The sequence below is a fragment of the Stenotrophomonas sp. CCNWLW162 genome (assembly GCF_037203745.1).
Lineage (GTDB): Bacteria > Pseudomonadota > Gammaproteobacteria > Xanthomonadales > Xanthomonadaceae > Stenotrophomonas > Stenotrophomonas maltophilia_AQ.
Genome location: NZ_JBBCBL010000003.1, coordinates 618,141 through 644,543 on the forward strand (window position 1 = coordinate 618,141; position 26,403 = coordinate 644,543).

The 26,403-nt window shown below is 67.2% G+C and carries 21 protein-coding genes; 5 read left to right on the plus strand and 16 right to left on the minus strand.

All coding sequences use genetic code 11. The features are described 5' to 3' along the window. Window positions 1–99 precede the first annotated feature (99 nt). From V9K93_RS11580 to V9K93_RS11625, 10 genes are all read right to left on the minus strand, one after another. Window positions 100–1,749, minus strand: a complete 1,650-nt coding sequence (locus tag V9K93_RS11580; protein WP_136639240.1) for a M28 family metallopeptidase — start codon at window positions 1,747–1,749, stop codon at window positions 100–102. 381 nt (window positions 1,750–2,130) lie between these two features. Then, the gene (locus tag V9K93_RS11585) at window positions 2,131–3,780 is read right to left on the minus strand and encodes a CsgG/HfaB family protein (RefSeq protein ID WP_337302574.1); all 1,650 of its coding nucleotides are present in this window, start codon (window positions 3,778–3,780) and stop codon (window positions 2,131–2,133) included. 16 nt (window positions 3,781–3,796) lie between these two features. Further along, on the minus strand, window positions 3,797–4,486 hold the full coding sequence (locus V9K93_RS11590; protein WP_136639238.1) for a hypothetical protein: 690 nt from the start codon (window positions 4,484–4,486) through the stop codon (window positions 3,797–3,799). A gap of 134 nt (window positions 4,487–4,620) precedes the next feature. Then, entirely contained in the window at window positions 4,621–5,721 is a 1,101-nt protein-coding gene (locus V9K93_RS11595) for a hypothetical protein (protein ID WP_136639237.1), read from the minus strand. Beyond that, complete coding sequence (locus V9K93_RS11600; protein ID WP_136639236.1) at window positions 5,712–6,908, minus strand: hypothetical protein; 1,197 nt, start codon at window positions 6,906–6,908, stop codon at window positions 5,712–5,714. Before V9K93_RS11600 ends, V9K93_RS11595 begins: the two co-directional genes overlap by 10 nt. A gap of 107 nt (window positions 6,909–7,015) precedes the next feature. Beyond that, window positions 7,016–8,278, minus strand: coding sequence for an RNA polymerase sigma factor (locus V9K93_RS11605; protein ID WP_337302575.1), 1,263 nt, complete (start codon window positions 8,276–8,278; stop codon window positions 7,016–7,018). A gap of 45 nt (window positions 8,279–8,323) precedes the next feature. Then, window positions 8,324–8,680: a DUF1428 domain-containing protein gene (locus V9K93_RS11610; RefSeq protein ID WP_032128771.1), complete on the minus strand. Its 357-nt coding sequence runs from the start codon at window positions 8,678–8,680 to the stop codon at window positions 8,324–8,326. Window positions 8,681–8,704: 24 nt separating this feature from the next. Further along, entirely contained in the window at window positions 8,705–9,115 is a 411-nt protein-coding gene (locus V9K93_RS11615) for a VOC family protein (RefSeq protein ID WP_136639233.1), read from the minus strand. Window positions 9,116–9,149: 34 nt separating this feature from the next. Then, the gene (locus V9K93_RS11620; RefSeq protein ID WP_005407887.1) at window positions 9,150–9,572 is read right to left on the minus strand and encodes a VOC family protein; all 423 of its coding nucleotides are present in this window, start codon (window positions 9,570–9,572) and stop codon (window positions 9,150–9,152) included. A gap of 68 nt (window positions 9,573–9,640) precedes the next feature. After that, window positions 9,641–10,054: a YciI family protein gene (locus V9K93_RS11625; RefSeq protein ID WP_049424778.1), complete on the minus strand. Its 414-nt coding sequence runs from the start codon at window positions 10,052–10,054 to the stop codon at window positions 9,641–9,643. A gap of 648 nt (window positions 10,055–10,702) precedes the next feature. On the opposite strand from V9K93_RS11625, the gene V9K93_RS11630 reads away from it, so the two are divergent. Further along, complete coding sequence (locus V9K93_RS11630) at window positions 10,703–11,110, plus strand: YciI family protein (protein ID WP_049449291.1); 408 nt, start codon at window positions 10,703–10,705, stop codon at window positions 11,108–11,110. Here V9K93_RS11630 and V9K93_RS11635 read toward each other — a convergent pair. Continuing rightward, entirely contained in the window at window positions 11,088–13,169 is a 2,082-nt protein-coding gene (locus V9K93_RS11635; RefSeq protein WP_337302576.1) for a gluconolaconase, read from the minus strand. The genes V9K93_RS11630 and V9K93_RS11635 overlap by 23 nt on opposite strands. Before the next feature lie 167 nt (window positions 13,170–13,336). Here V9K93_RS11635 and V9K93_RS11640 point away from each other — a divergent pair, with 167 nt between their 5' ends. Continuing rightward, window positions 13,337–14,857: a tetratricopeptide repeat protein gene (locus tag V9K93_RS11640; RefSeq protein ID WP_337302577.1), complete on the plus strand. Its 1,521-nt coding sequence runs from the start codon at window positions 13,337–13,339 to the stop codon at window positions 14,855–14,857. Window positions 14,858–14,951: 94 nt separating this feature from the next. On the opposite strand, the gene V9K93_RS11645 is transcribed toward V9K93_RS11640, so the two are convergent. After that, window positions 14,952–15,728 carry a lytic transglycosylase domain-containing protein gene (locus V9K93_RS11645; protein WP_046987900.1) on the minus strand — a complete coding sequence of 259 codons (777 nt, stop codon included), beginning with the start codon at window positions 15,726–15,728 and terminating at the stop codon, window positions 14,952–14,954. A 318-nt stretch (window positions 15,729–16,046) separates the two neighbouring features. Further along, on the minus strand, window positions 16,047–17,420 hold the full coding sequence (gene cycA, locus V9K93_RS11650; RefSeq protein ID WP_004139828.1) for a D-serine/D-alanine/glycine transporter: 1,374 nt from the start codon (window positions 17,418–17,420) through the stop codon (window positions 16,047–16,049). Window positions 17,421–17,649: 229 nt separating this feature from the next. Here cycA and V9K93_RS11655 point away from each other — a divergent pair, with 229 nt between their 5' ends. Next, window positions 17,650–19,266, plus strand: coding sequence for an EAL domain-containing protein (locus tag V9K93_RS11655; protein ID WP_295380931.1), 1,617 nt, complete (start codon window positions 17,650–17,652; stop codon window positions 19,264–19,266). 314 nt (window positions 19,267–19,580) lie between these two features. On the opposite strand, the gene V9K93_RS11660 is transcribed toward V9K93_RS11655, so the two are convergent. Beyond that, window positions 19,581–20,765, minus strand: a complete 1,185-nt coding sequence (locus tag V9K93_RS11660; protein ID WP_046984495.1) for an MFS transporter — start codon at window positions 20,763–20,765, stop codon at window positions 19,581–19,583. Next, window positions 20,762–21,940, minus strand: coding sequence for a serine hydrolase domain-containing protein (locus V9K93_RS11665; protein ID WP_337302578.1), 1,179 nt, complete (start codon window positions 21,938–21,940; stop codon window positions 20,762–20,764). The genes V9K93_RS11660 and V9K93_RS11665 overlap by 4 nt, the downstream gene beginning before the upstream one ends. Before the next feature lie 228 nt (window positions 21,941–22,168). On the opposite strand from V9K93_RS11665, the gene V9K93_RS11670 reads away from it, so the two are divergent. After that, the gene (locus V9K93_RS11670; protein ID WP_046984493.1) at window positions 22,169–23,068 is read left to right on the plus strand and encodes a LysR family transcriptional regulator; all 900 of its coding nucleotides are present in this window, start codon (window positions 22,169–22,171) and stop codon (window positions 23,066–23,068) included. A gap of 240 nt (window positions 23,069–23,308) precedes the next feature. Beyond that, window positions 23,309–24,916 (plus strand): ABC-F family ATP-binding cassette domain-containing protein, encoded by a 1,608-nt coding sequence (locus tag V9K93_RS11675; protein ID WP_337302579.1) that lies wholly within the window; start codon window positions 23,309–23,311, stop codon window positions 24,914–24,916. Between the two features lie 104 nt (window positions 24,917–25,020). On the opposite strand, the gene V9K93_RS11680 is transcribed toward V9K93_RS11675, so the two are convergent. After that, window positions 25,021–26,346 carry a GTP-binding protein gene (locus V9K93_RS11680; RefSeq protein WP_337302580.1) on the minus strand — a complete coding sequence of 442 codons (1,326 nt, stop codon included), beginning with the start codon at window positions 26,344–26,346 and terminating at the stop codon, window positions 25,021–25,023. Window positions 26,347–26,403 lie beyond the last annotated feature (57 nt).

Sequence of the window (26,403 nt, forward strand, 5' to 3'; positions counted from 1 at the left end):
GCCGCTGGCCGGCTCCCCATTATCTCCGCATGCATCACAGGGTTGCCGGCCAGCGGCCGGCACTACCAGGGAGGCGCCGGGCAAGCCCGGCGCGTTGCCTTACTTGCGCTGGTCGGCGCTGGCGTCACGCACGGCGCGGAACGACTCGTCCTTGCTCCAGTTCGGCCAGCTGCGCGAGTTGGCCAGCTGATTGCCCAGCGTGTACAGCACTTCCAGGTCGCGGGCGGCACCGGCGAACACCCAGTCCGGCTGCCATTCGTCGCCCTGCTGGTGGTAGCGCTTGGCGGTGTAGTCCTCCGAGGCCTTCTTGCCTGCGGCCACGCCGCCGTCCACCCAGTCCTGGCCAGCCGACCACGACAGCGCGGGCACGCCGCGCTTGGCGAACGGGAAGTGATCGGAGCGGAAGAACAGGCCGGCTTCCGGCTTCGGGTCCGGCGTGTAACGGATGTCCCAGCCCTTCGCGACGTCCTTCAGCTGGTCCAGCAACTCGAAGCGCGCTGCGCCATAGATACCGAAATCACGTGACGGACCGAACGGTGCCATGCCGTCCATGTTGATCATCGCCACGGTCTTTTCCAGCGGATACAGCGGATGGGTGGCGTAGTACTCCGAACCCAGCAGGCCCTTCTCTTCGGCGGTCACCGCCAGGAACAGCACCGAGCGCTGCGGGCGCTTCTGCTTGGCGAAACCGCGGGCAAGCTCGATCAGCGATGCGGTGCCGCTGGCATTGTCCAGAGCGCCGTTGAAGATGCGGTCGCCGCGTGCGTCGGGCTCGCCCACGCCGATGTGATCCCAGTGCGCACTGTAGATGACGGTCTCGTCCGGGTGGCTGCTGCCTTCCAGGCGCGCGGCTACGTTGTGCGAGGTGATCACTTCGGTCTTCACCGCGTACTTCGCATCCAGGCTGGCACCGGTCAGCGGCACCGGCGTGAAGTCACGCTGCTGCGCCTTCTTCTTCAGCGCTTCGAAATCCTGCCCGGCCGAACGGAACAGCTCCACGGCCAGGTCGCGCTGGATCCAGCCTTCCAGCAGCGGATGGCTCTCGGCCGGGTTGTCGCGCACCACGTCGAACATGGTGTTGGTGTTGGAGCCGGCCACGGTGGCCCAGCCATAGGAAGCCGGTGCGGTCTCGTGCACGATCAGCACACCCAACGCGCCCTGGCGTGCTCCCTCTTCGTACTTGTAGGTCCAACGGCCGTAGTAGGTCATGCCCTTGCCGTCGAAATCACCTTGGCCGGTTTCGAAGTCCGGGTCGTTGATCAGCACGACGGCGATCTTGCCCTTCAGGTCCACGCCCTTGAAGTCGTCCCAGTTGCGTTCCGGCGCCTTCACGCCGTAGCCGAGGAACACCAGGGGGGCCTTGCTGATGTCAACGTTGCTGGCGCCGTTCATGGCAGCGCGCACGGCAATCTGCTTGCCCTGCTCAAGCGGCACGGTCTTGCCACCCTGGTGCAGCGCCAGCTGCGGTGCGCCGACGATGTCTCCTTTGCGCAGCGGCACCGCCTGGGTCCACAGGCGCTTGCCGTCCTTGAGATCGCCGCCCGGCTGCAGGCCGGCGTCGGCGAACTGCTTGCTGAGGAAGGCGATGGTCTTCTGTTCGCCGGCGGTGGCCGGGGAGCGGCCTTCGTAGGCGTCGGAGGCCAGTTCCTTGACGTCGGCGGAGATCCGCGCGCCATCGAATTTCGGGGTGGCCGCCATCAGTGCGCTCGACACTGACAGGGCCAGCAGGCCCAGTACTGCTCGTTTCATTGCTCTCTCCAGCAGGGAAATCCTTCTGGAGTGTAATGGGATTCGGCAGGGCTGCGCCCTGCACCTGCCGAAGCCAGGGCAACAGCAACAGCCGAAGCAACAGCGGCATTCCGTGGGATGGCGGGGTGGGTCCGGTTGCGGGGGACGCCGTAAACCCATCCCTGGGGGCTTGGCCGCGGCATCCATGCCGCGGACACCCCCGCAACCGGACCCACCCCGCCTTCGACAGATTTCTGCTGCTGTTGGTGGGTGTCGACCTTGGTCGACACACCGCTGTTGGTAGGTGTCGATCTTGGTCGACACGGGCGGAAACAAGAAGGGGTCAGATCCCTTTCCCGGCGGGAAAGGGCTCTGACCCCATCTGTGTGCTGCCTTGGCGTGTTACCAGTTCGGGTCTTCGGCCGGGGCGGCGGCGGGCTTGGGCTTCGGCTTGCTGGCCGGGCGTGCAGCGGCGGCCGGCGCAGCCGAGGCAGTCGCGCCGCCAGCAGCGGTGGCAGCTGGCTTGCTGCCCAGCTTCTGGCGCAGTTCGATCTGGCCCGGACGGAAGCCGCCGCGCATGGCGTCGACGCCGTCTTCGATGGTGCCGTAGGAGGTCTGTGCGGCCACGCGGTCGATGCGGATGGTGCAGCACGGGTGCTCGCTGCGGCCCAGCGAGCGGCCGGTCTGCGGGTCCTTCAGTTCTTCGCCCAAGCGCACGGCCTGCCAGCGCTGGCCGGCCTGCACGGTGTCACCGCCCTGGCTCAGCACCACCTGGTCTCCGTCCACCGAAACCACCGACACCGGGAACAGCGTGGTGACGATGGTGGTGCCGATCTGGCCGGACAGCGATTCCATCATCGCCGCGGCCATGTTGCGGCCATTGACCACGCGCGGCAGGGTGCTCGGACCGGTCGAGGCCAGCTGATGATCGAAGCTGTCGGACATCACCACCTGGCCGGTGGTGGCGTTGATCAGACGCAGGGTGATGCGGCCGCCACCGGAGTACGAGGTCACCTGGCGGTCGGACATGCGCAGGTTGCGCACGCTGCGCGGATACTCGAAGCGTTCGATGGTCGGGATCAGGATCAGGTCGGTTGCCAGCTGCTGGCCGACGCGAGCGGTGTCCTGCAGACGCACGTTGCCACTGTTGATGTGGTCGATCTCGGCCTGCAGTTCGTCGCCGAACTCGCGATCCAGCACGATGAAACGCTGGGTCTGGGTCAGTGTGTCGGACAGGCGTGCGCGGATCGCATCGGCCACTTCGTCCGCGTCCACGCGGCCGTCGCCGACGGCATAGCTGCCGGCCTTGGTGCGCGGCAGGGCGACCACGATCTTCGGCTTTCCCTGCTCGTCCGGTGCGCGGTACTGGGCGATCTGTGCGCGCACGCGCACCTTCCAGTAGCTGCGCATGCTGCGATGGGTCACATCGGAATCGTAGGAGCTGGCGCCACGCTTGGCATCGACGTTGACCTTCTCGTCATAGCTCTGCTTGACGCTGGCCGACGCCGAACCGCCCTTGGCCGAGGCTTCGCCGGAAGCGCTGGCCGAGGCCGAGCCCTTGAAGCTCCAGCCTTCATCGCTGGCACGCACGCGGGCGATGGTTTCCTCGTCAAGCTGACGCACTTCATCCTGCGACAGGATTTCATAGCCCAGCACTGCGCCCTGCGAGCCGGCGATCATCTGCTGGGTGAACGCGTCGGCGCGGATATCGCCGACGTGTTCGCCATCCACATCCACATGCAGGCCTGCACGCAGGCTCTGCATCTGGCTGGCCACGCGTACGCCGTTGACCTGCGCCACCGCCGACTGCAATGCCGCCAGCACCGCCAGTTCCGGGGTGCTGCCGATGCCGTCGGCTTCACGCGCGACCTGGGTGGTACCGCCGAAATCCGGCGTGCCACGCAGCGGCGTTGCTTCCACTGGCGCATTGCTGGCCAGTGCACTGGTTGCCTTGTCCTTGGCAGGCGCGGCGGCCGGGGCGTCCTGCTTGCCGCACGCTGCAAGCAGCGTGGCGGCCAGGCCCAGGCCGATCAAACGGGTAGTCATACGCATGGAGATTCGCCTCGGATCAGCCCATCTTGTCCAGCTGGCCCAGCATCGAGTCGGCGTTGGACGGCACCTTCACCTTGCTCTGCTTGGCGAAGGTCAGCGCCTGCTTCGACGAGCCGTACAGGCCCTTGATGAAGCCCGGCGATTCCTTGGCCACCCATGCACCGGCAGCAAGCTTGCGGCCGACGGTGGCCAGCTGGGTCGCGCCCAGGTTCTTCATGCCGGCGGTGAAGCTGCTGGCTTCGCCACCCAGCTTCTGCGCTTCAGCGGCTGAAGACAGCAGCGAGACCAGGCCTTCGGCGTAGTGCTGCTTGGACTCAGCGTTCAGTTCCGGCTGTGCGGCCTGGCGCTCATTGATCGCCGCCTGGGCGGCTTCGCTGACCGACACCGACTTCTTCATGGCATCGACGCTGACCGAACCGGACGACAGCGCCTGGCGCTCCGCTTCCAGCAGCTGCACCTGCTCGGCCAGGCCGAAGGCGCGGGCGAACGAGGTCTGGGCCTGCAGCGAGTGCGACTGCGAGCTGACGAAACGACGCACCAGCGCTTCCTGCGCGGCTTCGTCCGGAGCGGCGGCGCTGGAGGCGCTGCTGCTGGAGGTGCCGGTAGCGGCGCCGGCCAGGTCCTTCAGCTTGCCGAACTGGGCGTGGGCCGGCATCGACAGGGTCGCAGCCGCGATGGCCAGGGTGAGAGCAGTGGTACGGATCATGTGAGATTCCTTTGGGAGAGACGGCCGCACTGCGGCGCGCAAGAACGGGTATTGCAGCGGGTCAGTGCCGAGCAAGCGCGGTACCCACCAGAGCCGGTAGCGCCGGGTAATGCCCGGCGAGCGCAGCGGTAACGTCAACGAACCGCCTTGACGTTCAGCTCGTTGATCATCTGCTGGGCAGCCTTCTCGGCGGCCAGCTGCAGGGCATTGGTGCGGGCCACGGTTTCATTCGGACCGGTACCGGAGAACTGCACCGGACCCACCGACGACACGGTGCGCGGGAAGCGCCCGGTCACGTCCAGCACCTTGCCGGTGACGGTAACGAACACGCGGGTGTTGCCACTGGCCGGGTCGCGGTCGCGCATGCCGACGTCGAGGGTGCCGACGGCGATATACGGGATGTTGGCTGCACGGATGCCGTTGGCGGTGTCACGCAGAGTGGCCGCAGACAGATCGTTGCCGGTGCTGAAATCCTTGCGGATGCGTTCAATGCTCAGCAGGCCACGCGACTCGCCTTCCACGTATTCGGCTTCGACCACCTCGTAGCCGGCGGCGCTGAAGGCACCGGTCATCGCGGTGTTGACCTCGGCGGCATTGGCCACCTTCCAGCTGATGTTGTCGCTGCGCTGGGTGGTGCTGCCGCCGCTGGTGACCGACATCGACGCATTCTGGTTGATGCTGCCGTTGGTGCTGACCGAGTTGCCACGGAAGCTGTCGCCTTCACGGGTGTTCTCGTTGTAGCTGGAGCTGACGTCGGTGCGGCGGTATTCCTTGTCCTGGAACGACTGCACGGTGTCCTGCGAGCGTGCCATGAACAGGAAGGTCAACAGCGAGCGCTGCGCAGCGGTGGCGCCAGCAACGGCCGAGCCAGCATCCAGCTTGGTCTGCAGCAGGGTGGTATTGATCTCTGCGCGGACGGTGACGCTGTAGGTCTTGGCCTTCTTGTCTTCGGTGTCCGACAGCTGCACGGCGCTGAGCACGTAGCGGTCGATCTCGCCGATGAACTCGGCGCGACGGGCTTCGAACAGGCGCAGCTTGGCCGCACCGGTTTCAGCGATGTACGCCTCCAGCGCATTGACCTTGGCCTTGTTCATGGCCTGGGCGCGGGTGTCGGCACTCAGGCGCAGGCTGTAGCTGGCCGAACCGGTACCACGCGAGCTGGCGGTCTGCGCGGCGACCGGCGAGGCCACCGCCAGGGCGATGAGGAACAGCAGGATGGTACGCATCAACGACATGACTTGATCAACTCCTGGAGGGCTTGGGTCTGCTGCTGCAACGGGCGGCCGCCCGGCTTCTGCTCGTCCAGCCAGGCGCGCGAATCGGCACGCTTGGCGGCGGCGCCGGCGAAGGCATCAAAGCCGGCCAGCAGGGTTTCGTAGCTGGCCGACCACTGGTCAACCTGCCACTGCGTGACCGGCACCACCTTGGTGGCACCCTTGCGCAGCGGTTGTTCGAAATAGACCTTGCCGGAGAACGGCTCGGTCACCTTGGCGGTGAAGAAGGCGCCGAACAGCATCGTCTTCATCGCCGCGGTTTCTTCGATGACGCCGTTCTTCAGCGCATCGACCTGCACGTTGATGACGTAGTCCGGCTCGGGAATCTTCAGCTGGTAGACCTTGCCGTCGGCAAAGCGTGCAGCCATTGCACCACCGATCGCCTGGCCCGAGGCCGGCGGCAGCAGGCCGACACCGGTGTTGGACGACAGCGTCTTGGACAGCTCATGGGCCAGGGTGGCGCGCAGCGGCGCTTCCCACTTCGGGTCCGGCAACTTGGCCCGCACCGCATCGGACAGGGTCACACCGCCCACCTGCAGGCGGCGCACCGCAGCATCCGGCAGCTTGGCCTGGGCCAGGCTGGCCGCAAGGACCTGCGACAGGCTGGTGCTGGCGTTGCCATACAGCAGATCAGCGACGATCGCGTCGATATCGTCGCTGTCAGGACGGTAGTCCTGCACGTCGATGCGCTGCAGGGTGAGCGGATAGGAAGCGATCACCTGGCGCTCGCGGAAGTCGAAGAACAGCGCCTGCAGCGCCACCTCGACCAGCACCTTGTACTGGTTGCCGATCGGTTCGACCGACACCAGCTCCCGATCCAGTGCTGCGGCCAGCACGGTGGCGCTTGTGGTGCCGTCGAGCATCGCGACCGGCTGATCGATCAGCTCCAGGTGGGCCGGCGCACGGCGCTTGAGCGCCTGCACCAGGGTCTGGTTGAGTGGAATCAGGCCGCGCTTTTCCAGCACCGCGTGCGCATGCGGCGTGGTCGCCTGCACGGCGGCGGCATCGGCGGTATAGGCAAAACCGGCCCAGTAGGCCTGCTGCGATTTGTCTGCGGCCTGCACGGCCATCGGCCATACGGCCACGCACAGGGCACAGGCAAGCAGGCGCGCAAAAGCGCGCGATGCGCTCTTCGTCCTTGAATACATCCAACCGCTCCTCGGTCAATACGCACGGAAAGCAGACGCGCATGCGTCCACTGGGCGCGAAACATAACGGCTCGCGCGCCCGCCGACAAGTGCTGCCTTCGTCGGGGTCACTCCACGGGGGGCAGACCGGCCCTTTGCCGCAGCAGTCCGCGCTCTGCCTGGTTCTGGCTGAGTCTGGCGGCTTCCGCAAAAGCGTGACGTGCGTCGTGCTCGCGCCCCAACGACTGTAGTACCTCGCCACGCACCACCTGCAACGGCGCGTAATCGCGCAGGCGCGCATCGTCCAGCAACGGCTGCAACTGTGCCCATGCAGCGAAGGCACCTTCGCAGCGCAGCACCGCCACTACCCGGTTCAATGCGACAACCGGCGAAGGCTGCACCTGCAGCAACTGTGTATAAAGCGAGACGATACGCGGCCAGTCAGTGGCTTCGGCGCGGCGCGCAGCCGCATGGCAGGCCGCGATGCGTGCCTGCAGCACGTAGGGATCGTCTCCGCCTCCGGCGGCCAGCGCGCGTGCCAGCACCTGCTGCCCGCGCTCGATCTGCAGCCAGTCCCAGCGCGCACGGTTCTGCTGGTCCAGCAGCACCGGCGCGCCGTGCGCATCGGTCCGTGCTGCGGCACGCGAGGCCTGCAGCTCCATCAGCGCCAGCAGGCCCAGCACCGGCGGCACCGGCAGCCGGTGCGCCAGGATGCGCGCAAGCCGCAGTGCCTCCTCGCACAGCGCCGGACGCATCCAGTCGTCACCGGCACTGGCCGCATAGCCCTCGTTGAACACCAGGTAGATCGCCTCCAGCACCGACCCCAGCCGCTCTGGCATCGCCTCCGCGCGCGGCACTTCATAGGGCACCTGCTTCTGCGCCAGCGTGCGCTTGGCACGAACGATGCGCTGCGCAATGGTCGGCTCGGGCTGCAGGAACGCGCGCGCGATCTCCACGGTGGTCAGGCCACCAAGCAGGCGCAGGGTCAACGCCACCCGTGCGTCAGCCGGCAACACCGGATGGCAGGCCACGAACATCAGCCGCAGCAGGTCGTCACCCAGATCATCTTCCAGCGCCTGGCTGTCATCCGGTGCCGGCAAGGGTACCGGATGCAGCTCCTCGCCCCATTGCGCATGCTGCTGCGCCACCCGCTGGTGCTGGCGCAGCACATCAATGGCACGGTTGCGCGCAGTGGTCATCAGCCAGGCTCCGGGGTTGTCCGGGATGCCCTGCTCCGGCCAGCGCTCCAGCGCGGCCAGCCAGGTGTCCTGGGCCAGCTCCTCGGCGCGGCCGACATCGCCCGCGAGCAGCCGCGCCAGGCGCGCGATCAACACCGGCGATTCCATCCGCCAGAGGGTTTCCAGACGCTGCGTCAGTGCGGGCTCGAGCATGCGCCGATCACAGCACGCGCACCGGGCCCGCACAAGCGCCGCAGCTCACGCTTCAACAATCGGCTTGAAGCCGCCCCAGAACATGCGCTTGGTATCGAACGGCATGTCCTTCGGGCCCAGCGATGCCAGCCGCGGGTCCGCCATTACTTTCGCGTTGATACGGTCGCGCGCCGCGCGCGAACGGAACACCACGAAGGCGACGATCACTGTTTCGCCAGGCTTGGCCTTGACCGCACGCGGAAACGACGTGCTCTTTCCCGGTTCCACATCGTCAGCCACGCATTCCATGTACTGCAGCGCTCCATGGTCCTTCCACACCGCACCGGCCTTGCGGGCAAGGCGGCGGTAGGCCGCCACCTTGTCCTGTGGGCACGGCAGCACGTAAGCATCCACGTAAGCCATGAGGGTTCTCCCTTGCGGCGGCCGTCAGCCCGGCTCGCCGTCCATGTGTGCGATTTCCCAGAGATGGCCGTCCAGGTCCTGGAAGCCGCGCTGGTACATGAAGCCGTAGTCGCGCGCCGGCTGCGGTTCGCTGGCACCCGCCGCGAGCGCCTTGTCCACCATCACGTCCACCGCCTTGCGGCTGTCGGCCGACAGGCAGGTGATCACCTCGGTGTGGCTGTGCGCATCGGCAATCGCCTTGTTGGTGAACTGCCTGAAGAACGGCTGGGTCAGCAGCATCACGAAGATGCTCTCGCTGACGACCATGCAGGCCGCATCGTCGTTGGTGAAAGTCGGGTTGAAGCTGTAGCCCAGTGCGGCGAAGAAGGCCTTGGACGCGTTCAGATCCTGCACGGGCAGGTTGACGAAGATCATCTGCGGTTGCGGTGCACTCATCGGTGAAGCTCCTTGTGGATGAAAGAGGCAGGAATCACGGCTGCTTCATGCAGTTGACCATCCACGGCTTGCCATAGCGATCGATCAGCATGCCCCAGCGATGCGCCCAGAACGTTTCAGCGATCGGCATCTGCACCTGGCCACCTTCGGCCAGCGCCGCGAACACGCGTTCGGCTTCTTCGATGCTGTCGACGTCGACATTGATGGTGGTCGAACCACCCTCGCCACCACCGGGACCGTCGGCCGCCATCACGATGGCACTGCCGATTTCCAGCTGGCTGTGCGCGACGTGGTCCAGGGTTTCCGGCGGCATCTCGTTGCAGCCCGGCGAGCCATCGGAGGGCGGCATGTCGCGGTACTTCATTTCCGAGGTGACCTGGCCACCGAGTGCCTTGGCATAGAACGCCATCGCCTCATGGGCCTGGCCGCTGAAGCCGAGGAAGGGAATCAATTTCATGGCAATGCTCCGTCGTGGGTTTCAGGGTGGTAGCGTCGGGCCATGCCCGGCGGGGGAAATGAATCGGGTCAACCTTCCAGCTGTGCACGCAGACGCTGTTCCTGCTGCTGTAATTCGGGGGTGAAGGCCTCGCCGAAATCCTCGGCGGAGATCAGCGGGCGCAGCTCCAGCGTGCCACCACTGTTGAACGGCGCGCGGCTGGCCCACTCGACGGCCTCATCCAGCGAACGCACGTCCCACAGCCAGAAGCCGGCGATCTGCTCGCTGGCGGGGCCAAACGGACCGGCCTCGACCTTGGGCGCGCCACTGCCGAAATGAATGCGGCGACCGCGCTGGGTGGCGTGCAGGCCTTCACCGGCCAGCATGATGCCGGCGGCCACCAGTTGTTCGTTGAAGGCGCCCATTTCGGACAGTTCCTGTTCGCTGGGCATGCGGCCGGCTTCGGAGTCGGCGTTGGCCTTCACGATCACCATCACTTTCATTGCGGTCTCCCGTGGGGACGCGTGGTGCGTGCCCTTCACTGGGTACAACGAACCAGGGGGCTGGAAATCGACACGTCCTCTGAAAATTATTTCTTCCGTGGAAAGCGCGCCTTCGGCGGAGGTCGGCGAACGGCGGAGCCCCTCCGTGGTGGGTGGGTTGGTCGCTGGAAGCTGGTTTCCTGTGGGTGGTCCGGGCAGGTGGGATTGGCGGGGACGCCGTGAACCCGTCCATGGGGCTTGGCCGCCACGGGAAGATCAAGAAAAAAGGCAGAAGCAAAGGCAACGGCAACGGCGGTTGGCCGGCGGCCTCGGCTTTGCGAGCGAAGCGACCCGCTTTTGCTCTTGTTTGTGATTTTCCGTGGTGGGTCAGCCGCAGAGATCTGTCCAAGGCCGGGTGGGGAGGCAGGGCAGGGGCGTGAGCCGCATGGATGCGGCGACCGAGCTTACATGGACGTACTTGCAGCGCCCCCTGCCCTGCCTCCCCACCCGGCCAAATCCAAGAACCCGAGCTTTCAGCGACCAACCCACCCACCACGGAGGGGCTCCGCCGTTCGCCGATCGCCCGCCGCAGGCGGCTTTTCGCGCTGCAGCATGCCCGCAGGCAAACCTGCGCCATCATGGACACCCCGCCCCCGCCAGGACCGTGCCATGCAGCAGTACCTGCTTCTGATCTACATCGAGCCTGCCCTGCTCCAGGCCCTGCCCACCGAAGAATTCAACGCGCTGATGCGTGACTGCCTGGCCCACGCAGACAAGCTGCAGGCCGAAGGCACGCTGCTTGCCGCGCAGAAGCTGCAGCCGGTCGACACCGCGCAGACCCTGCGCGTGCGCGATGGCCACAGCCGTGTATTGGATGGCCCGTTCGCCGAGACCCGCGAACTGCTGGCCGGTTTCAACCTGATCGTCGCCCGCGACCGCGACGAAGCCATGCGCGTCGCCCGCGACTTCCCGTGGGCGCGCTTCGGCAGCATCGAAGTGCGGCCGCTGGAAGACATGGACGCCGAGCGCGAACGCTGCGGCGCCCCGGCTGCGGCTATGGCAGCAGCCGTACTCTGATCTCGCGCGGACCCACGCCTTCGTTGCCGCTGTAGTCGCGCACGCTGGCGCGCACGGTGTACTCGCCCGGTGGCAATGCCGCCGGCTGCCAGCGCCCGGTTTCCATCAGGCCATCACGCACGGTGTTGGTGGCCAGGTAGCGGAAGCGGGTTACCGCACTGCCATGCACGGTGATGCCGCTGTCCGGCGCATAGGCCACGCGCACCGCTGCGTTCTGCGGCGGCATGCGGTTGAACACGATGTTCCAGCGCGGCTGCTCATAGCCCTGCAGCGGCTGTCCGCCGGCATCGAGGATCTGGTAGCCCACCTGGTACATGCCCAGCCGGCGCCGCGGCAGGTTGTTGTCAACCTGGTCCCAGGCCTCGACCACGATCTGCACGCCACGTCCCTGCCGCGCCAGCATCACCACGCCGTCGCTGCCAGCCGCCAGCGGCTGGTCGTTGTCGTCCAGCAGCGCGACATCGGTGATGCGCGGTGCGAAGTGGTCGGCGTAGTTATGGAAGCCCAGCGCCACGGCGTTGGTTTCAAAGCCGCCGGTGCCCACCGCCAGGTGCACGTGCGCCTGGTTGTTGATGCTGCCCAGGCGATCGCCGACGTGGATGCGCGTGCCGCGACGCACCCGCATGCGCTCCAGCTTGCCCTGTTCGTCGTACAGCGCCTGCCAGCGCGCATCGAACGGCTGGTCGCGCGGGGTGCGGCCGACCCGCATGTGGATGTACTTGAGGCGGTCCACTGCCAGGCCCTCGGCCTGCCCCCCCAGGCTCCACGCCGCTACCGGGCTGCTGATCTTGCCATCGGCGATCGCCAACACGGTCTGGCCGACATCGCCGCGCACATCGAAACCGCCGTGCAGGTGGTGGCGGCTCTCGCCCTTGAAGTTGCCGCGCACCTCGCCCAGCGTGCCGACCACTTCATGCCAGCCGTCCTGCGGTGCCAATGGCCAGCGACCACCGGTGTCCGGCAACGCTGCATCGGCAGCGGGCCCGACCAGCGCCGGTGCCGGCAAATCACCCACTGGCAGCGGGCGCAGGCGGTGCAGGCGATAGCTGGCGGAATCGGCGACCAGCACACTGCCGTCGGCATCCATCGCCAGACCGCTGGGCCGGGCCAGGCGCGGCAGGCGGCCGTTGCCCACCAGTGCGATCTGGTGGCCCTGCGGTGTTACCTGCACGATGCGGCCATCAAGGTCACCCACGTAGAGCACGCCATCGTGCGTGGTGGCCAGCGACAGCGGCCCATTGATCACGCCGCCATCGCCCAGCAGCGTGCTGACCGTGCCATCGGCACCGACGCGACGCACCGCGTTGTTGAACAGGTCGGCCACCAGCAGCGCGCCATGGGCATCGAAGGCCAGCGCCACCGGCGTATCGAAGCGCGCCGCTACGCCCAGGCCATCGGCCAACCCCGGGCGCTCGCCGCCGGCCAGGGTACGCACGTTGCCGTCGGTACCGATCATCCGGATGCGGTCGTTGAAGGTGTCGGCCACATAGACCTGGCCCTGCGCGTCCACCGCGATGCCCATCGGTGCATCGAAGCGCGCTTGCGCGGCCGGCCCATCGGCGTAACCCTGCTCGCCACCGGCCAGCGTGGTCACCTGGCCATCGGTGCCGATACGGCGGATCGCGTGGTTGCCGGTGTCGGCTACGTACAGGTTGCCCTGCGCATCGGCGGCGATGCCCGAGGGCGTATTGAAACTGGCCTGCAGTGCAGGGCCGTCGATGCGCCCCTCGCCCTGCCCGGCCACGGTCTCGATGCGGCCATCCGGCAGGCGGCGGCGGATGCGGTTGTTGTCGCCGGCATCGGTGAAGTAGATGCTGCCGTCGGCACTGCGCAGCAACGCATGGGGATCGGCGAAGCGGGCCTGCGCAGACGCACCATCGCGGTCACCGGGATGACCATCGCCGGCCAGCATCTCGATCTGTGCGGTCCAGGCCAGCGGCGTGGGCGCCGGGCCTGCCGGTTCAGCCAAGGTCTGCAGCGGTGAATCCCACCAGGTCGCGGCCAATGCCACCGCCGTTGCCAACGCGACCCCCGCCGCCATCCATTGCCACCGTGCCATCGTGCTGCGTTGCCTCTGCCTGCAATCTGAAGAGGCACCGACGATAGACGCTGCGCGCGCGATCCGCCATGGCCAAACGTACTCCTGATCGCCAGAGTTCCATCCATCACGCTTGTCCTCGCTGCCTGCAGCAGGTTCAATGCTCTTCCCACGGATGGAGAATCTCCATGCCCCGCCTTCTCCCCCTCACTGCCCTGCTGCTCGCCGCCCTGTCAGTTGCCCCTGCCTCCGCCTCCATCGCGGTGGCGCCACAGAAGCCGTCCGCCACCAGCGACGCGGTGCATACGGCCTATGCCACCCGTTGGGACGAAGCGATCCAGCAGTCACGCAGCGGCAATACGCTGGGCGCGTTGATCGCCATGGAACAGCTGATGGAAGATCCGCTGCTGGATGATTTCGATGCCGAGCATCGTGGTCGCGCCGCGCAGGTAGCGGGCTGGACCGCATTGATGCAGAAGAAGCCGGCACAGGCCCGGCGCTATCTGCAGCAGGCGCAGGAATCGTTGCCGGACGATGCACAGATCCTGCTGACCCTGGTGTCTTTGGAACTTTCCGAAAACCAGCCGGCTCCGGCTACCCGGTACCTGGTTCAGGCACTGAAGCACGCCGAGGGCCCGCTGCCGATCGAGCGCCAGCCGATCAATTACCTGCAGTACCGCCTGCGCGACCAGCCACAGCGACGCATGGAACTGCTGCAGGCACTGTTCGACAACGGCTGGAAAGGCGGTGGCGTGGAGCCGACCGGGCTGTGGCTGGCGTTGGCCACGCTGCAGGCCGACAACGGTCGCGGCGACGGCATCCCGGCCACGCTGGCACGCATCAATGGCCCGGCCGAAATCATCCGCCTGCGCAGTGACAAGCGCTTCGATCGCTATGTCGACCGCGGCGATGCACGCTTCGATCCGGTGCAGGCCGCACAGAAGCATCTCGATGAACTGCGTGTGTCCGGCCTGCTCGACCGCGCCCTGGACGCGCGCATGGCCGAGTTCAGCAATACGCTGCTGATGCTCGACCGCAACGAGGAAGTCCTGGCACTGACCGATGGCATGGCGCGCGCAGCGGCCGAAGGTGAATCCCCGTCGGCGGCCGAAGCCGAATGGGTCGCGTGGCTGCTCAACAGCCGGTTCACCGCGCTGCGTCGGTTGGGACGCACCGACGACGCGCTGGCCACCGCGAAGCTGGCTGCGCGCATCGGTGCGCTGGGCCCGGATGGCGCCGAGCACCAGTTCAACGTCGGCTTCGTGCTCAGCTCACTGGGCCGCCTGCAGGACGCCACCGCAGCGGTGAATGACATGCCGGGCCTCGGCGGCTACGGCAAGGCAGCACAGGCGTTGCTGCAGTTTGCCGCCGCGCGCGAACGTGGCGATGCCAAGGCAATGGACGTCGCTCGCGCGGCGATCCTCGCCGAGGGCGGTGACGCCCGCCTGTTCCATCGCGAAATGCTGCTGGACGAGGGCAATCTGGATGGCGCGGCCGCCGTGCTGATCGAACAACTGCGCTCCCCCGTCGAGCGTGGCGAAACACTGGCCAGCCTGCAGGACATGCGTACCTATCCGTCGCTGCCGGGTGACGTGAAGATCGATGCGGCCTGGCGTGCGCTGAAGCAGCGCGCCGACGTGCAGGCAGAAATCACCCGCGTCGGCCGCATCGAACGCTACGAACTGGTCGGCAGCGCGACCTCACGCTGAGCAGACGCCCTGTAGAGCCGAGCCCATGCTCGGCTGCCGGCAGCATGAGCCGAGCATGGGCTCGGCTCTACACGACACATCCAGCACCACCAGCCTATCGCGCGGGCACTTCGGTACGGATGCCCATCGCTTCGCGGTAGCGCGCATACAGGGCCATCACCTTGTCCACGTAGGCCAGGGTCTCGGCATAGGGCGGCACGCCCTTGTAGCGGGTGACCGCTCCGATGCCGGCGTTGTAGGCGGCGGCGGCCAGTGGCCGATCACCGTTGTAGCGGCGCAGCAGCGCGCGCATGTAGCGGGCGCCGCCATCGATCGACTGCTGCGGCGAGAACGGATCGCTCACCCCGTACTCCTGCGCGGTATCCGGCATCAGCTGCATCACGCCCTGTGCGCCCTTGGTCGAGACCGCCAGCGCGTCGAAATTGCTTTCGGCGTGGGCGATCGCGCGCAACCATGCGTCATCCACGCCGGTGGCCTTGGCAGCGGCCTTGAACTGCTTGGCATGCTGCGCCAGCTGCGGCTTGCCGACCTTGCCCAGGCCTTCGTGCGCGGGCTCGCCCGGCGGCGTGGCTACGGTGAACTTCAGGAACACCCGCGAACCGGGCAGGTTGCGGGTGGAATAGACCAGCGCGCCGTCCTGCTCGCGTTCGTACAGCACGCCACTGAACACGCCCATGTTGCCCCACAGATTCGGGGCCTGGACGGCGTTGTCGTCGATCTCCTTCGGCGTGCAGCGCGAGCCGGGTTCGGGAGCGGTGGCCAGGCTGACAGTATTGCCCTGCACGCAGCGGTAGACCGTGCGCGCGGCGGCCAGCCCGGGCCACAGGCTGGGCAGCAGCAACAGCGCGAGCAGGAAGGGGTGGCGGGACATGGCGGCCGGATGATCCGGCCGCGCCCGCTAACACCAAGTGAATGGGGGATTTGGCAGGGCTGCGCCCTGCACCTGCAGAGGCCAGATCACACGCAACGGCAATGGCCGACCTCCTGCGGGGAGGCGGGGTGGGTCCGCTGGCGGGAGACGCCGTAAACCCATCCCTGGGGGCTTGGCCGCGGCATCCATGCCGCGGAGACTCCCGCCAGCGGACCCACCCCGCCTTCGATAGTTCCCTGCGGCTGACAGTAGATCCACGCCATGCGTGGATGAAACGTCTGGAGACGATGGATCAATCGATGGAACGAAGACGATGGATCACTTCGCGGTCCTCCGACGCACCCAGTACCCCACGCCCAGCAGCACGAACCACGCCGGGCTGGCGATCAGGGCCTGGCGGGTGTCGGCCTGCAGGCTCAGCAGTACCAGCACGCCAGCAAAGAACACCAGGCAGGCCCAGCACATCGCAACGCCACCGGGCATCTTGAAGATCGAGGCGGCGTGGCGCTCCGGGTAGCGGCGACGGTAGACCATGTAGGCCACCAGGATCAGCGACCAGACGAAGATGAAGAGCACCGTCGCCAGCGTGGTGACCAGGGTGAAGGCGGTCACCAGGTTGGGGATCAGGTAGATCAGCAGCGTGCCGCCGAGCAGGCACAGGCAGGAGAACAGCAGGCCGCGTGCCGGCACTGCGGCGCGCGAGAGCTTCGACAACCCGCGCGGCGCGTGGCCTTCCTCGGCCAGGCCGTACAGCATGCGGCTGGTGGAGAAGATGCCGCTGTTGGCCGAAGACGTGGCCGAGGTCAGCACCACGAAGTTGATCAGGCTGGCCGCGGCGGGGATGCCGGCCAGCACGAACAGCTGCACGAACGGGCTCTTGTCCGGCACCACCTGGCGCCACGGGGTGACCGCCATGATCGCGATCAGCGCCAGCACGTAGAAAATAATGATGCGCACCGGGATCGAGTTGATCGCCTTGGGCAGGTTGCGCTCGGGGTTGGCGGTCTCGGCGGCGGTGGTGCCGACCAGCTCGATGCCGACGAAGGCGAACACCGCGATCTGGAAACCAGCAAAGAAGCCGACCAGGCCCATCGGGAACATGCCGCCGTCATTCCACAGGTTGGACAGCGCGGCGGTATGGCCGCTGGGCGAAGTGAAGCCCCACGCCACCAGGCCCGCACCGGTGATGATCAGCGCACAGATCGCCACGATCTTGATCAGCGCGAACCAGAATTCCATTTCGCCGAACAGCTTCACCGTCACCAGGTTCAGCGCCAGCAACAGCATCACGCAGGCCAGTGCCGGTATCCAGGCATCCAGCCCCGGGAACCAGAACTGCGCATAGGCGGCAATGGCGATCACATCGGCGATGGCGGTGACGATCCAGCAGAACCAGTACGTCCATCCACAGAAAAAGCCGGCCCAGGGACCTAGCAGGTCGGTGGAAAAGTCGATGAAGGATTTGTACTGCAGGTTGGACAGCAGCAGCTCGCCCATCGCGCGCATCACGAAGAACAGCATCGCGCCGATGATCAGGTAGACGAAGACGATGGACGGGCCGGCCAGACTGATGGTCTTGCCCGAGCCCATGAACAGGCCGGTGCCGATGGCACCGCCGATGGCGATCAGCTGCAGGTGGCGGTTGGACAGGCTGCGGCGCAGGTGCTCGGGGGGCGTTGCGGGCTCGGTCATGGGCGTGGACTGGGGCGGGCGAAGCGTTCGACGTTAGTCCTCCCCGGCCAGGAGCGCCAGCGCCGGATGGCCCGATTACGTCAATGGCGGTCGCTTTCACCACATTGTGACCGAATACCGGATTCGTCCCATTCCGCCCGGCCCGGCGCCATGCTCAGATAGCCGCACCTGCCCAAGGACCGGCCCTGACCATGCGCCCTGACCTGCCTGCCCCACCGGAGCTCCAGCCATGAGCCGCCTGCGCATCATCATTGGTGGCACCGCGCTGGCGCTGCTGGCCGCGGCTGTGCCGATCGCGGTGATGGCCTATGCCACCTGGGACCGTGCGGTCAGTGTCGAGCAGCAGCGCCTGCGCGACATCGCCGGCCGCGCCCTGCGCCGTTCCGACCAGTCCTACCATGACGCGCTGGCCGCGCTGAAGTCGGCGGAGGCAGGCGTCCACGTGCCGTGCAGCCCGGACCATATCCGGCGCATGCAGACCCTGGTGATGACCACGCCGTCGATCGACCAGATGGGCTATTTCGAAGGCGGCACGCTGCGCTGCACGTCGTGGGGCCCGTTCCTGGCCGATGTGAAGCAGCCCAAGGCCGATCATGTGACCAGCGAAGGGGCCGGCATCGCGGTGGACGTGCGCCCCGAAACCAGCGGGCGCCGCCAGGTGCTGTCGATCCTGTACGGCGCCTACGACGTGCTGGTCGACCCGCGCCGTTTCGTCGATGTCATCGCCGACCCCAACGTGCGCCTGGCCCTGGCCAGCCCGGACGGCCGCCTGCTGGCCAAGCAGGACGGCATGGATCCGGCGCTGCTGGAGACCCTGCTGCGCAACCCGGGCGAAGGGCTTGACCGCAACACCCTCTACGCCACCGCCCGCAATGGCGAATGGCTGGCGATCGCCACCACGCCACGCACGGCACTGGCCGCCACCTTCCGCCAGCAGGCATGGCTGTACGTGCCGCTCGGGTTGCTGATGGCTGCCGTGGGTGCCGGCCTGGTGATCTGGCTGTCGCGCCGCCGGCTGTCGCTGCGCGGCGAACTGGCCACCGCGATCCGCCGCCGCGAGCTGTACCTGCACTACCAGCCGATCATCGAACTGGATACCGGCATCTGCGTGGGCGCCGAAGCATTGATTCGATGGCAGCGTCAGGATGGCACCCAGGTCCGCCCCGACCTGTTCATTCCCCTGGCCGAAGAGACCGGCATGATCGGCGCGATCACCGACCTGGTGATCGAGAACGTGGTGCGCGACATGCGCGAGCTGCTGGTGGCCGACCGCAGCGCGCACATCGCGATCAATCTCGCCGCCGAGGACATCAGCAGTGGTCGTGCATTGAAGTTGATCGCCAAGCACATGGCCGGCAGCGGCATCCTGCCGCAGCAGATCTGGATGGAAGCGACCGAGCACGGCTTCCTCGACCTGGACCGCGCACGCACGATGCTGGCGCAGGCACGCCGGGCCGGCCACAGCGTGGCGATCGATGACTTCGGCGTGGGCTTTTCCAGCCTGCAGTACCTGGAGCAGCTGCCACTGGATGCACTGAAGATCGACAAGTCGTTCATCGATGCGATCGGCACCGAGAGTGCGACCAGTCCGGTCACGCCGCACATCATCGACATGGCCAAGGAGCTGGGCCTGTGGGTGGTCGCCGAGGGCGTGGAGACCGAGGCACAGTTGGCGTATCTGCATACCCGGAAGGTCGAGTTCGCGCAGGGTTGGCTGTTCTCGCGGCCGCTGCCACGGGATGAGTTCGTGGTGTTCCATCAGAAGCGGCAGCAGCGCTATGGCGCGGCGCGGGAGCACATGCAGAACCCGCGGAGTGTGCCGATCGAGCGTGAGGGGATCGAGTAAGGCGGCCAACGGCGGAGCCCCTCGTGGTGGGTCGCGTACGGCTATCCCGGGGTTGGCCGGGACGGTCGGGTTCGCGGGGGACGCCGTAAACCCGTCCATGGGGGCTTGGCCGCGGCATCCATGCCGCAGACACCCCCGCGAACCCGACCGCCCCGGCCTCTGACAGGTTCCGGCGGCGTCCCACCACGGAATCAACAGAAGAAAGCAAAAGCAAACGCGGGTCGCTGCGCTCGGTGGATCCACGCGATGCGTGGATGACGTGGACCACGGTAGTGCCGGCCGCTGGCCGGTACCGCGTCATCGCTGATCAACAGCTACGCCCAGGCCTTCGGCCGTGCCAGCAGCCACGCCACGGTCACCGCCAGCAATAGCAACGGCAGCCAGCCCAGCTGGCTCGGGCCGCTGGCCTGCAACAGCACGCCGCCGGCGACGCCACCGCCGGCAATCGCCAGGTTCCAGCCGGTAACCAACATCGACTGCGCCAGATCCGCGGCAGCACCCGCGCGACGTGCCAGTGCGGTCTGGAACAGGGTTGGCACGGCGCCGAACGCCACGCCCCACAGGATCGTCGCCAGCAGCAGCGCCGTTGCCTGTCCCGGCCATAGCAGCAGGGCCAGCACCGGCAGCAGGAAGCCGATCACCGCCGCCCACACCAGCGCACGCAAGTGGCGATCCACGCCCCAACCGGCAATGCCGATACCGACGATGGCAGCCACACCGAAGGCCAGCAGCAGGCGGTCCAGCCATGGACCGGCACCGGCGTCCACCGCCAGCGGTTCGATGTAGGTGTACAGCACGTTGTGCGCCAGCACGTACAGCACCATCACCGCCAGCGCGCTGCGTACGCCGGGCATGCGCCACACCGTGCCCAGTGACATGCGCTGGCCGGCACCGGCAGACGGCAACGCCGGCAGTGTCCAGCGCGCGTACGCCAGCAGCCCGACACCCAGCACGCTCATCAACGCGAACGCCCAGCGCCAGCCGATCTGTTGGCCCAGCAACGTGCCCGCCGGTACACCCAGCGACAGCGCCAACGGTGAACCGACCATCGCCACCGCAATCGCGCGGCCCTGCAGTGACGGCACCACCATGCGAGCGGCGTAGCCGGCCACCAGCGACCACAGCAGGCCACCACAGACGCCAGCAAGGAAGCGCGCGGCGAGGATCAGCGGATAGCTGCTGCTCACGGCGGTCAGCGTGTTGACCACCACGAAGCCGGCAATGGCGGCCAGCAACAAGGGGCGTCGTGGCAGGCGCTGGGTCAACGCGGTCATCGGCAGTGCGGCCATCACCGATCCCAGCGCATACACGCTGACCAGCTGGCCCACCGCGGCATCACTCACACCCAGGCTCTCGCCCATTGGCCGCAATACACCGGCGGGCAGGGTCTCGGTCAGCAGGGTGATGAAGCCGCCACCCGCAAGCGCCAGCAGGCCGGCCCACGGCAGGCGGGTAGCTTCGCCGGCAGGACTCGCCGCATCAATGGCATGGCCGCTCATCGCGCAGCCTCCAGATCGGCATAGACGGCGTCACGCAGTTCATCGACGAAGGCGCCATCCATGCCTTCGTACAGGGTGTTGGTCAGCGCCACCACGCTCAGTCCGCGCGCGGGATCAACGAACCAGCTGTGGCCGTAGGCACCGCCCCAGCGCCAGCTGCCTTCGCTTTGTGGCGTGCCACTGGCGGCGGCATCGCGCAGCACCGCAAATCCCAGCCCGAAGCCCCAGCCGGCCGGCTCCGGCGGCCCCTGCTCGCCCACCTGCGGAGCGGCCATCTCCGCCACCAGCGCGGGCGGCAACAGATTCGAGGCCTGTACGTCACGCAGTGCTTCCAGCACCGCCATCACCTCGTCGGCGCTGCCAATCAGTCCAGCACCGGCCGAGGGGTAACGACTGGCATCGGTAGCACGATCGAGGCTGTACTCGATGCCGACCGTACCTTCGAAGGGTGCGACCACCTCGCCTTCCTGCAGGCGATGCGGCTGCGGTGCGTCACTCACATACGGCGTGGCCAGCCGCGCCACGTCGGTGGTCGCGAATGCAGTGTCAGCCAGCCCCAGTGGTGCGGCCAGCAGGCGCGCGTAAAGGGATTGCAGGGTTTCACCGGTCGCGGCTTCGGCCACGGCACCTGCCACATCCACGCCCAGCGAGTACATCCATTGGCTGCCTGGTGCGAACAACAGCGGCGCCTGCGCGATGCGATGCACGTTGTCGGTCAGCGTCAGCGGATTCGCATCCATGCCATCGCTGACGCCGGCCCGTGCGTACGGGCCATCCGCATCGGCTTCGAGGAAGCGGTAACCCAGCCCGCTGCTGTGGCTGAGCAGTTGGCGCAGGCTGATCGGCGGCGTGCTGCCATCGGCCAGCGCCGGACGGAAGTCCGGCAACCAGCGCTGTACCGGCGCATCCAGGTCCAGCACGCCATCGGCCACCAGGCGCAGGATCACCGTGGTCAGCAGCGGCTTGCTCACCGATGCCAGCCGGAACAGCTGGTCGCGGCGCATCACCGTGGCCGACTCGCGATCAGCCAGACCGGTGGCGCTGGCATGACGCAGCACGCCGTGCTCGCGCACCAGCACCACCGCGCCGACCAGGCGTTGTGGGTGGACCTGCTGCAGCAACCGCTGTACCGACGGCAGAGCCGGCGCGCGGTCAAGGGAAAGGGCTGCGTTCATCGCGGTGATCCGTGGGGAGAGGCCGCCACGTTAGGCAGCATGTCACCGTGCAAAAAGCCGGTTGCCGCTCCGGGCATCATGGACCGTGCAGTCCGCAATCGGCATGATGGCCGGAACTGCAAGGCCGCAACGGTCGCCGCGCCGCCCCGCACCACAGTGTTGCGGTGGCGGTGCCTTCCCACGTGATCGCAGCCACCTACCCTGCCGCTTTCATTCCCCCACACGCCCATGTCAGTCCTGGACAACCTCGCCAATCTGCAGACTTTCGTGCATGCCGCCGACACCCGCAGCTTCGTCGAGACCGGACGCCTGCAGGGCATTTCGGCCTCGGCCGCCGGCAAGTGCGTTGCGCGGTTGGAGCACGCACTCGGCGTGCGCCTGTTCCACCGCAGCACGCGCAGCATCACCCTCACCGCCGAGGGCCAGCTGTTCCTGGCGCGCTGCCGGCGCATCCTCGACGAGCGCGATGCCGCGCGCACCGAACTGGCGCAGCCGCATGCCGCACCGAGCGGCACGCTGCGCATCGGCCTGCCGCTGGTGGGTGATCTCACCCTGCCGCTGATGGCAGAGTTCATGGCCGCCTACCCGGACATCCGTCTGGACCTGGATTTCAGCGACCGGCTGGTCGATGTCATCGAGGAAGGCTTCGACGCCGTGCTGCGCGTCGGCGAACCCAGCGACTCACGCATGAACGCCCGACGCCTTGGCGTGTTCCCGCGCCGCATCGTTGCCTCGCCGGCGTACCTGCAGCGCCGCGGCGTTCCGCGTGCGCCGGCCGACCTGCTCCAACACACCCTGCTGCACTACCGCTTCCCCAGCACCGGCAAGCTGGAGCTGTGGCCGATCCAGTGGCCCGGCAATGAAGCCCCGCAGGAACTGCCCGTGCACATGGTGGCCAACACCATCGAAGCGCGCGTGGCGCTGGCACTGCGCGATATCGGACTGGCCTTCGTTCCAGTGCACTCGGTGCGCGATGCGCTGGCCGATGGTCGCCTGGTCACCGTGCTGGACGAGCATGTGCATTCCTGCGGCATCTTCCACCTGTTGTGGCCCTCCGGCCGCCATGTGCTGCCGAAGCTGCGGGTGTTCATCGATTTCGTCAGCGAACGCCTGGAAACCGTGCCGTAGGCCGGTAGATCCGCGCTCGATGGCCGTGCCACGTAGAGTCGAGCTTGCTCGACTGCTCCTCAAAAGCAGTCGAGCAAGCTCGGCTCTACAATTCGCATGCCCTGCGGGCGGTATAATCTCCCCTCATTCCTCCCAGAGGCTCGCGACCAATGCGCCATTGATGCCGCCGTCTTCGCAACAGACGGCCTGACTCTTCCCGCCCCTGCGCGCAGGGGAGAACCCGGCATCCATGGAGGTCGCATGACCCCGCATTCCCTCACGCTCGATCGCGTGTCGTATCGATTGGCCGACGGCCGCCCGCTGTTTTCCGATCTGACGTTTTCCTTCGAACCGGTTGCTACCGGCCTGGTCGGTGCCAATGGCGCCGGCAAGAGCGTGCTCGCACGCCTGCTGGCCGGACGGCTATCGCCCGACAGTGGCCAGGTGCGTGGCAGCGGCCGCGTGTTCCTGTTGCCCACACCGGGCTATCCACCAGCCGGCACCGTGGGTGAGTTGGCCGGTGTGGGTGAAGCGCTGTCCGCGCTCGCACGCATCGAAGCCGGCAGCGTCAACGAGGCCGACTTCGCCTGCGTTGGCGACCGTTGGGACCTGCGCGAACGCCTGCAGCAACAATGGCAGGCGCTGGGCTTGCCCGATGATCTCGATCACGCCCACCCTGCTGCGCGCCTCAGCGGCGGCCAGGCGATGCAGGTGGCACTGTCCGGCGCGTGGGCCAGCGATGCCGATTGGTTGATCCTGGACGAACCCAGCAACCACCTCGATGCCCGTCATCGCCAGCAACTGTACGAGCAGTTGCAGCAATGGCGCGGCGGCCTGCTGGCGATCAGCCATGACCGCGAGCTGCTGGGCCGCATGCAGCAGATTGTCGAACTCGATGGGCGTGGCCTACATCGCTATGGCGGCGCGTGGCAGCACTATGCCGAAGTGCGCGCCGCCGAACGCGAAGCCGCCGCCGCCCAGCTCGACCATGCACGCGCCCAGCACCGACAGCAGCAACGCAGCGCGCGCGAGCAGAACGAACGCCAGCAGCAACGTCAGGCACGTGGCAATCGCGAAGCAAAGCAGGCCAACCAGGCACCGATCCTGCTCGGCCGCCAGAAGCAGCGTGCCGAAGCCAGTCACGGGCGCGCGCAGCAGGTGCAGGCCGAGCGCCTGCAGGCCAGTGCAGAGCAGCTGCGTGCAGCGGCATCCGCGGTTCATGCGGCACCGGAGCTGGCGCTGTTTGCCGGTGCGGGGGAACGTGGCAGCACGCGCCTGCTGCAGGCCGATGCCTTGGTGCTGCCGCATGGCTGCAGTGCCCCGTTGCAGCTGGAGATCCGTCGCGGCCAGCGCATCGCCGTGGTCGGTGACAACGGCAGTGGCAAATCCACCCTGCTGCGTGTGCTGGCCGGCCAGCTGCGAGCGCGCGATGGCACGGTGCAACGCCACGCGCCACTGGCGCTGCTCGACCAGCAACTGCTGGGATTGTCCGGCGAGCACAGCATCCTCGATAGCGTACAGGCCGCCAATCCGGGTGCGGACCCGGGCGAACTGCGCACTCGGCTCGCACTGCTGGGTCTGGACGCACAGCGCATCCAGCGCCCCGCCAGCAGCCTCAGCGATGGCGAACGGGTGAAAGGCGCACTGGCCAGCGTGTTGTACGCCGATCCCGCGCCGCAGCTGTTGCTGCTGGACGAGCCCGGCAATGCACTGGACCTAAGCGCATTGCAGGCACTGGAAGAACTGCTGGCGGCATGGCCGGGTGCCTTGATGATGGTCAGCCACGACCTGCATCTGCTGCAGGCATTGCGGCCGACGCAGGTGTTGCAGGTCACCGCCAACAGCTGGCAATGGCGCGACAGTCTGTAGAGTCGAGCCATGCTCGACTCCGCCATGCATCCATCCACGCATGACGTATCGACCAGGGGTAGTGCCGGCCGCTGGCCGGCAACCCATGGATCATCAATGCACCGTCAACGCTTCCACACAGGGAACGCCTGCGACAACTGGTGCCACAACAATGGCCCCGCACGCAGCTCCTGGTCGTTGAGAAGGCACGCATCCAGCTCCGCACGCACCGCGCGCTCGTCCATGTGCACACCAATCACCACCAGCTCCTGGCGGCGATCACCCCACAATGGGTGCCACAGCCGCTGCATCGCCGTGTGCGCGGCCGAATCCGGGAATTCCTCAAGCCCCGGCAGCGGCGCGCTCCAGCAATCGGCCTGCTGCCGCGCCCATCCCAGGTCGCTGTAAGGCAACGGCGTCGGCGGCAACAACGGTGTGGTGTCTTCCAGCCCAGCCCGCACGCGGTCGCGCGCGGCATACCAGAAGCCCGCCGCCTGCGTGCGCGTCGCCGCGCCCACGGTGTTCAGTTCACCTACCCAATCCATGCGGTTGGCCAGCCAGAACCAGCCCTTGCTGCGGATCACGCCGGGCATACCCGACTGCAGCGCGCGGGCGAATCGCGCGGGGTGGAACGGACGACGCGAGCGGTAGACGAAGCTGCCAATGCCGTATTCCTCGGTCTCCGGCGTGTGCTCACCACGCAACTCCTTCACCCAACCCGGCGCGCGTTGCGCACGCTCCATGTCGAAGCGGCCGGTATCCAGCAGTTCGGTCAACGGCACGTCGCCGAAGCTCGACAGCAGCAGCTTGGCGTCGCGGTTCAAGCCACGCAGTACTGCCAGCGTGTCCTGCAGCACCTCGTCGTCCACCTGGTCGACCTTGCTGACCACGATCACGTCGGCGAACTCGACCTGCTCGCACAGCAGGTCGACCACACCTCGGTCGTCATCCGGCCCGGCCTGCTGGCCACGCTCGGCCAGCCGCAGGGTCGAACCGAAGTCGGCAAGGAATGCGCTGCCGTCGACCACCGTCACCATCGTGTCCAGCCGCGCGATGTCACTCAGGCTGAACCCGTGCTCGTCGCGCACCGCGAACGTGGCCGCCACCGGCATCGGCTCGCCGATCCCGGTCGATTCGATCAGCAGGTAGTCATAGCGGCCGGCATCGGCCAGGCGCCGCACTTCCTGCAGCAGGTCATCGCGCAGCGTGCAGCAGATGCAGCCGTTGCTGAATTCCACCAGTGTCTCTTCAGTGCGGCGCAGCTCGGCGCCACCTTCGCGCACCAGCTGCGCATCGATGTTGACCTCGCTCATGTCGTTGACGATGACCGCCACGCGCAGGCCCTCGCGGTTGCGCAGGATCTGGTTGAGCAGGGTGGTCTTGCCGGCCCCCAGGAAGCCGGACAGCACGGTGACCGGAAGGCGACGGTCGGCGCGGGAAACAGTGTTCATGTCGGAGCGGGTTGGCTGCGGAACGGAAATGTTACTGTATAACAATTGTCGCGCAAG

Coding starts and splice junctions, on each gene's coding strand:
- cycA (WP_004139828.1), bottom strand. CDS start 17,420: ATGACCGAGCCCGCAACGCCCCCCGAGCACCTGCGCCGCAGCCTGTCC.
- V9K93_RS11595 (WP_136639237.1), bottom strand. CDS start 5,721: ATGTCGTTGATGCGTACCATCCTGCTGTTCCTCATCGCCCTGGCGGTG.
- V9K93_RS11655 (WP_295380931.1), top strand. CDS start 17,650: ATGAGCCGCCTGCGCATCATCATTGGTGGCACCGCGCTGGCGCTGCTG.
- V9K93_RS11625 (WP_049424778.1), bottom strand. CDS start 10,054: ATGAAAGTGATGGTGATCGTGAAGGCCAACGCCGACTCCGAAGCCGGC.
- V9K93_RS11615 (WP_136639233.1), bottom strand. CDS start 9,115: ATGAGTGCACCGCAACCGCAGATGATCTTCGTCAACCTGCCCGTGCAG.
- V9K93_RS11675 (WP_337302579.1), top strand. CDS start 23,309: ATGACCCCGCATTCCCTCACGCTCGATCGCGTGTCGTATCGATTGGCC.
- V9K93_RS11585 (WP_337302574.1), bottom strand. CDS start 3,780: ATGCGTATGACTACCCGTTTGATCGGCCTGGGCCTGGCCGCCACGCTG.
- V9K93_RS11640 (WP_337302577.1), top strand. CDS start 13,337: ATGCCCCGCCTTCTCCCCCTCACTGCCCTGCTGCTCGCCGCCCTGTCA.
- V9K93_RS11610 (WP_032128771.1), bottom strand. CDS start 8,680: ATGGCTTACGTGGATGCTTACGTGCTGCCGTGCCCACAGGACAAGGTG.
- V9K93_RS11605 (WP_337302575.1), bottom strand. CDS start 8,278: ATGCTCGAGCCCGCACTGACGCAGCGTCTGGAAACCCTCTGGCGGATG.
- V9K93_RS11635 (WP_337302576.1), bottom strand. CDS start 13,169: ATGGCACGGTGGCAATGGATGGCGGCGGGGGTCGCGTTGGCAACGGCG.
- V9K93_RS11680 (WP_337302580.1), bottom strand. CDS start 26,346: ATGAACACTGTTTCCCGCGCCGACCGTCGCCTTCCGGTCACCGTGCTG.
- V9K93_RS11645 (WP_046987900.1), bottom strand. CDS start 15,728: ATGTCCCGCCACCCCTTCCTGCTCGCGCTGTTGCTGCTGCCCAGCCTG.
- V9K93_RS11665 (WP_337302578.1), bottom strand. CDS start 21,940: ATGAACGCAGCCCTTTCCCTTGACCGCGCGCCGGCTCTGCCGTCGGTA.
- V9K93_RS11600 (WP_136639236.1), bottom strand. CDS start 6,908: ATGTATTCAAGGACGAAGAGCGCATCGCGCGCTTTTGCGCGCCTGCTT.
- V9K93_RS11660 (WP_046984495.1), bottom strand. CDS start 20,765: ATGAGCGGCCATGCCATTGATGCGGCGAGTCCTGCCGGCGAAGCTACC.
- V9K93_RS11620 (WP_005407887.1), bottom strand. CDS start 9,572: ATGAAATTGATTCCCTTCCTCGGCTTCAGCGGCCAGGCCCATGAGGCG.
- V9K93_RS11590 (WP_136639238.1), bottom strand. CDS start 4,486: ATGATCCGTACCACTGCTCTCACCCTGGCCATCGCGGCTGCGACCCTG.
- V9K93_RS11670 (WP_046984493.1), top strand. CDS start 22,169: ATGTCAGTCCTGGACAACCTCGCCAATCTGCAGACTTTCGTGCATGCC.
- V9K93_RS11630 (WP_049449291.1), top strand. CDS start 10,703: ATGCAGCAGTACCTGCTTCTGATCTACATCGAGCCTGCCCTGCTCCAG.
- V9K93_RS11580 (WP_136639240.1), bottom strand. CDS start 1,749: ATGAAACGAGCAGTACTGGGCCTGCTGGCCCTGTCAGTGTCGAGCGCA.